Origin of the sequence: Arthrobacter sp. CAN_A2 (assembly GCF_015752045.1) — a bacterium.
Classification (GTDB): Bacteria; Actinomycetota; Actinomycetes; order Actinomycetales; family Micrococcaceae; genus Arthrobacter_D.
Genome location: NZ_JADOUS010000034.1, coordinates 1 through 6,131, shown reverse-complemented (window position 1 = coordinate 6,131; position 6,131 = coordinate 1). Strand labels below are relative to the sequence as shown.

At 67.1% G+C, this 6,131-nt stretch carries 4 protein-coding genes; all 4 read right to left on the bottom strand.

All coding sequences use genetic code 11. From position 1 onward, the window contains the following. Positions 1–398: 398 nt before the first annotated feature. Genes IWX63_RS16130 through IWX63_RS16115 form a run of 4 tightly spaced genes read right to left on the bottom strand, consistent with a single transcriptional unit; the run spans position 399 to position 5,611 of the window. On the bottom strand, positions 399–812 hold the full coding sequence (locus IWX63_RS16130; protein ID WP_199279174.1) for a DUF4913 domain-containing protein: 414 nt from the start codon (positions 810–812) through the stop codon (positions 399–401). After that, the gene (locus IWX63_RS16125) at positions 809–2,488 is read right to left on the bottom strand and encodes a type IV secretory system conjugative DNA transfer family protein (RefSeq protein ID WP_199279173.1); all 1,680 of its coding nucleotides are present in this window, start codon (positions 2,486–2,488) and stop codon (positions 809–811) included. Before IWX63_RS16125 ends, IWX63_RS16130 begins: the two co-directional genes overlap by 4 nt. Before the next feature lie 49 nt (positions 2,489–2,537). Continuing rightward, the gene (locus IWX63_RS16120) at positions 2,538–4,079 is read right to left on the bottom strand and encodes a hypothetical protein (protein WP_199279172.1); all 1,542 of its coding nucleotides are present in this window, start codon (positions 4,077–4,079) and stop codon (positions 2,538–2,540) included. Next, positions 4,079–5,611 (bottom strand): SCO6880 family protein, encoded by a 1,533-nt coding sequence (locus IWX63_RS16115; RefSeq protein WP_199279171.1) that lies wholly within the window; start codon positions 5,609–5,611, stop codon positions 4,079–4,081. Before IWX63_RS16115 ends, IWX63_RS16120 begins: the two co-directional genes overlap by 1 nt. Between the last annotated feature and the right edge of the window lie 520 nt (positions 5,612–6,131).

The window sequence follows — 6,131 nt, the reverse complement described above, 5'->3', positions numbered from 1 at the left end:
TGACCTCATTCCCGCCGCACCACGCCGCACCAACAGCAGCCAACCCTACCGAGTCAGCCCCTGACCGCCCTACCCACGCTCAACTGCGAAGGGCCGATAATTCCTGCGTCGTGGACAGGAACTCCAGAACGCGCTGAAGAGGATCACTGTTCTTTCCAGGAGCGTGATGCTTAGGTCTGCGGGTCTGATTGTCCAGACAGTGTCTGGACAATCAGACCCGCAATGCCCCACGACGAATCCCGTGCCTCGATGCTGGTCTGTTTGAGTAAGTCTTCACCGTCCTCCGACGTTCCGCATTTCTGTGTTTCCGTGCACCACAGAGCGGGGGTTGTCGCCCGCGACGGTCCGACGGTCAGAAGCCGTTATAAGGCCGAGGGGTCTCAGGCTGGACTGGGCCCTCACCAGCCCCAATCGCGGGGCGGCTGCTCGGTGGCGAGGATCCGGCGGGCGGTTTTCTCGGTGTGGGTGGTTCCGCATTCTCCGAAGGGCCCGCGTTTGGCGAAGAGGACGGTCGCGTGGCGGTCGTAGTGGTCGATCCACCACGAGGACATGCCCCCGTTCGCCTGGGCGTCCAGCCATTGCTCGTACAGGGCCCGGAACCTGTCGACGGCCTCGGCGTGCTTCCACCACTGGGCGCACCAGTACTGGTTCTGCGACCGGTCCACGGACTCGAGCATCGCCACCAGGGACTCCACCCAGTCGACCAACTCCTCCGGGGTGAACGCGAACCCCTCCTCCCCAGGGTTAGTGTTCCCGTCGTCGCCGCCGTTCTCGTCGTGGGTGGCTGTGTAACCGTTAGGTGGGGCGGTCATGGGTGGTGTCCTGCCTGGATGCGCTCGAGGGTTGGGGTGATGCGGGCGGTGAGGTTCCTGTCCCGGAACCAGGGGATGGTGCGGACGATGGTCCCGCCCCCGTGCGAGGTCTTCACCCAGGCCCTGTTCGTGGGGAGTTCGGAGAGTTGGGCGATGGAGAGGATGTCCCGACGCTGGGTCTGCACGGAGCGGGACGACCCGTTGCGTGAGGTGGAGGTGCTGCGGATTCTGGCGTCGTACTGTCCGATGGTTTTGGTGATGGTGTCGAGGAACGCGGTGTCGTCGGAGCCTCCGCCGTAGACCTTGATCGCTGCCGCGGACCAGAGGGTGTCCCAGCCGGTGCGTTCGAGCATCGCCACACCTTGGCCGCGGGTCTGGAAGTAGGCGCTGACGACGATGCCCATGGACCCGAAGAACGAGTACCACTCGGGCAGCTGCTTGAGTTTCACGACGTTCCCAACCTCATCCAGATCCGCGACCAGGGGTACGGGCAGGCGCCCGCCGGCCCGCCGGGCGGCGTGCTGGGCGGCCGTGAACACCGCATAGACGAGATTCGACACGAACGCGGCCCCGGAGCCGGCGGCGTCCTGGGTCAACAGGATCAGGGTGTCCTTGCTGGTGACGAACCGGGCCGGATCGAACACCGGGATACCCGGGGTCGGGGTCGACCAGGCGACAAGGTCGTCGTGGACGAGGGCGGAGGCCATGCGTTGGGCGCTGGCGGCCACGGACCCGCGGGTGTCCTCCGGCTGCCCGCTCATGCCCTTCAGCGCCGCGGCCGGGCCCGGGTGCCCGGCGGCCTGAAGGAGGTCAGCGGGTTCCATGAAGTCCGCGGAGGACACCCACCGCAGGACAGCTCTCATGGTTTGACCGTTCTTGGCGGCGGCGAGGAGGCACCAGGCGAGGAAGTCTCGTCCCTGAGAGTCGAACTGGGCGTCTCCCTTGCCCTGGCCTGCGTTCGGGGCGGAGGAGGTTTCGAAGATCGACGCGACCTCGCCGGCGCTAACCGTGTCCGTGACGGTCGTGAGGGGGTTGAAGATCATCGCGGGCCGGGTGCTGTCCCGCCAGATCCGCTGCGGGTCGAACAACCACACCGTCCCGGTCTCGGAGCGGGCGGCGAGGACTTCGGCGACGCCGTCGACCTTGTTGCTGGTCATGATGTACGCGCCGGGCGCCTCGGTGGCGTGCCGGATGACCTGGGTCGTGGTCTTACCCCGCCCGGTCCCCCACACATGCGCCGAGCACTCCCGCCACCCCTGGAACACGGCCTTCGTGCTGGTCTCGCCGGTGTAGCCGATGGTCAGGCCCGGGCCAATGTCCTTGGCATCGGGGTGGAGCCGGGCCGCTTCGGTGAGGCGCGCATCGAGCATCGCCGGGCGCATCCTGCCGCCCGGACTCATCCGCCGCGACGCCGCTGCCGTCCGCGACACCGGGCGGGTGCTCCACCACGCGAAGGCTGCGATGACCGCGACGGCTTCGGCGCCGAGCAGCCAGGACGCGGCCACCGGCCACGGATCCCCCGTAGCAAAACCAATCGCCAGTGTGATGGGGTTCCATGACAGCTCAATCGGGATCGGGGTGATTACTGCCCCGAGGTGGATCAGGGCGACCGCTGCCACGACGGCGAGGGCGACGCCGGCGAACGCGACGACCGGCGCGTTCTCGTCGGTGCTCATGGGTGTCCTGCGCTCATGGGGTTTCCCTGTTCATGAGGGATGCTCGTGCTCATCGGTTGATCTTGGCCTGGGCGGCGGCCCAGGCCTGGTTGGTGTTGTGGGCCGCGAGTTCCCCGGCGGTGAGGTTCACCCGGAACGGGACCCCGGGCTCGGACCCGGTTTTCAGCATGAACCGGCCACGCCCGGGTGGGGGCGAGACCTGATTGGTGTTGGGGTTCATGGAGCCTTCGGCGGACCAGCCGACGAGCATCGCCTTCTCCCGCTCGGAGACGGGGAACACGGTCTCCAGCAGGGTCATCTCGTTCTGGGCGAGGCCGCCGAGGATCTTCACGGACGAGCGTTCCACGAACCCGGTGGCGATCTTCGTCAACTCGTCCGTGGAGAGCTGCAGGTCCTTCATGGAGTGCGTGATCATCAGCTGACCCAGGCCTTTGGTCCTGTTGAGGCGGGTGATGGAATCGATCTGGTGCACCAAAAGCTCGCTCGCGCGCAGGGACTGCCAGAGTTCGTCCATGATCATCAAGTGGTGGCGCTCTTCCATGAGCCCGGCGTCGGCGAGGGTCTTCGCGGCAGAGATGCCGGCCTGACCGTAGGACCAGCACACCGTCTGCACCGCCGCGCGCAGCGTCAGCTGGGACTCGTCGATCAGGGAGATGTCGAAGTCGACGGATGTGTCGATTTTCATTTCCTTGGTGGTCTGCTGGCAGAACACGTCCCCGAACGGCCCATGCTCCCCCAACGCGTTCAGGCCGGCGAGGAGATTCTTCACCTGCGGCAAGTACTCGGTCTCGTTCTCGATGAGCAGTGCGGCCCGGATGTGCGGTGGGGCGGCTTTGATGGCCTCAACGACGTCCCCGACCAGCGGCTGCCGATCCTCGGCCTCTGCCGTCTCGGCGGCCAGGGCGATCCCCATGGACAGGACGGTCTGCTCCTGCTTCTTCGCATCCAGGGGTTCCTTGAACACCAGCTCGATCAGCCCGGTCAACGTCATCAGGCGCCGGGCGTGGATCTCGGCGCGCATCTGCCGCTGCAACGCAGCCGGCAGCCGGTCCAACTCCCGCCACAGCGGTCCTGCGTCCAGGGGGTTGATGGCCCCGACGCCGGGGGCGACCTGCACGACCTGACCGTTGGTCTCCAGGACCACGCCGGCGAAATCCGGTTTGAGGTCCCCGGCGACGAGGATCAGGAATCCCTGATCGATCAGGGCCAATGCCATGCGGACGGCGACGGAGGACTTCCCCCGCCCGTTCAACCCGAGGATGAATCCCGACGGTGAGGAGATGATGCCGTGCAGGAACAGGGAGATCGGGTCTCCGCATACCACGGAGCCGTTGAGGAGGTTCCGGCCGAGGACCGCACCGACCAGCGGCGAGGACGTGCCCACGCAGAACGGCCACAGGCCGGCGGTCTGGTTCGAGGTGGCCGTGAACTCCGGCGGCGGTTCCACCCACGTCACCATCCCCCCATCGGGTACCCGCATGCCCTTCTCGGTGAGCTGCGGAAAGGACGCCGCACTGACGGCGGCTGCTGTCTCGGAGCGGCCGAGGACCCGGTCCATGACCGTGTCGACGATTCTGTCGAACGCGGACATTACAGGGCCTTCCTGATGTCGGAGGAGATCGTGGCCAGGTGCTCGGGGACCAGGCCGAGGCCGAGGTTGAAGGAGAACGCGGCGTCGTCGTTGTAATCGCAGGACCGCATGCGGATCTGGATGCCGGTGGCCGCGTTGCGCATGATCTTCGCCTCCGCCGCCGGCAGCTGCTCCGGGGCCTCCACGGTCGCGGTGATGCCGATGGCGAAGCGCACCAGGGCGGCCCCTTCGGCCTGCTCCCGCTCGGCCTTCCGTGCTTTCTCCAGGGCGATGATCTGGGAGCTGGTGGGGCGGCGGCCCTTCTGGTTCGTGGCGAACTGGGCGTTGGTGAGGGCCTGGGCGACCTGCTGCGCGGACTTCTCCGGCGGCTGGGGCCGGTAGAACACGGTGACGCGTTTCTGCAGCATGCTCGCATCCGGGCCCAACAGGGCGACCAGGGCGTTTTCCCGGAAGGTGCCGGCCGGGGGCCGGAACATCTGCCACGACTTACTCGACACTCCGGCGTGGTCGTACCGGCCCGGGTACCCGACCGTCCTCGTGGCCGAGGGTCCGACGTCGTGCCAGCCCAGCCCGGTGCCGGCCCCGGAGAGCCGGGCGCGTTCCACGGCGGCCGCGGCGTGCGGGTTGAACGCGACGAACGTCTGATCGGTCAGGTCAGCGGCCCGCATGAGAGACACGCTGCCCGCGCCGACGTCCTCGAGTTCTTCCCTGAAGCCCTGCAGGAGCGACTTCACATCGGCCACCAGCTCCTCGGCCGATCGTTCCGGTGCGCGGTCGCTGTCGTTGGCTTTGCCGCTGAACGTCAGGGACACCCACTGCTCGAGCTTGGGCACGTCGAGGTTGAGGTTGTTCACCACGTCATCCATGACCTGCCGGGCGAAGGCGGGCACCTCGTGGGATCCGGCCTGCTGCCGGGCGACCGCGATAGCGTCCGGCAGGCGTTCACCCGGATCGGTCGTCGACTGCGTCGTCACCGAAATCTGCTCCACCCGGGCGTTGGAACCGGCGTCGCGCTGGAACGCGGCCCACGAGCCGACCAAACGGTTCACCCGGTCCTGATCCAGCAACCCCAGACCGGAGGAATTGGTGGAGAAGAATACGGTCCCGGTCCTGAGCTTCGGGTGCCACAGCATGACGCCCTCGTTGCCGAAGAGGTCCTGGAAGTCGATCAGTTCCGTGGCGGCCAGCAGGCCCGGGGCCCGGAACGAGCCGTCCGGGATCTGCGAGACGGGACCTGCCTTGTAGACGGTCTTCCCGGCTTTCTTGGTCTTGGCGTGCATGCTGCGGGCCAGCCACCGCTCAGGCTTGGACCGACCGTGACGGTCCTTCGAGCCGAGGATCGTGGCGGCGATGAATGCAACCAGGGCGATGCCGACGGCCACCCAAATCTGGGCGGCCATGATCGCGATGAACACCCCGATTGCTCCCGCGCTTAGAACGACGGTCGAGGCCATCGAGAACCCCATCAGACCTGCCGTCCGGTCTTCTGCGATGTTGCCGTACTGCCGGACGATTGTCTGTTCGGTGCTCAACTGTCATCCCCACTTTCCACTGCACGTTCCATGTCCCTTGCTGCTTCCCGTAGCGCGTACTCGATGCGTTGCTCGTTCTGGGCCGACTTGTCCGCCCCGGACGGCGCGCCGGACCGGAAACCCTCAGCCGTCGGAGAGGTCGCGGATGCGGTACCAGGAGCTTCAGTTGGAGGCTTGTCGCCTGATGCTGCGGGCTCTGCCCCGCTCGGTCCTCCAGCTGACGAGCTTCCGTCACCGGTACCGGATGGTGCTTCCATCGGCGATTCCGTGGGTGCGCCGGTCCGTTCCGCCTGAGGCTGTGCACCCGTTGGGCCGTTCGAACCACCGGGCGCGCTGTTTCCGCCAGCACCACCAGCACCGCTGCCGGCGCTGCCTGCAGCACTACCGGCATCAATGACCGGTGACGTCTCTGCCCCGGATCGTTCCGGACGCTGCTCTACGCCCGAAGGACCACCGGAACCGCCACCGGGACCGCCAGCGCTTCCTCCCGATGACCCGCCCGCTGCATCCGACGCCAGCG

Coding starts and splice junctions, on each gene's coding strand:
- IWX63_RS16130 (WP_199279174.1), bottom strand. CDS start 812: ATGACCGCCCCACCTAACGGTTACACAGCCACCCACGACGAGAACGGC.
- IWX63_RS16125 (WP_199279173.1), bottom strand. CDS start 2,488: ATGAGCACCGACGAGAACGCGCCGGTCGTCGCGTTCGCCGGCGTCGCC.
- IWX63_RS16120 (WP_199279172.1), bottom strand. CDS start 4,079: ATGTCCGCGTTCGACAGAATCGTCGACACGGTCATGGACCGGGTCCTC.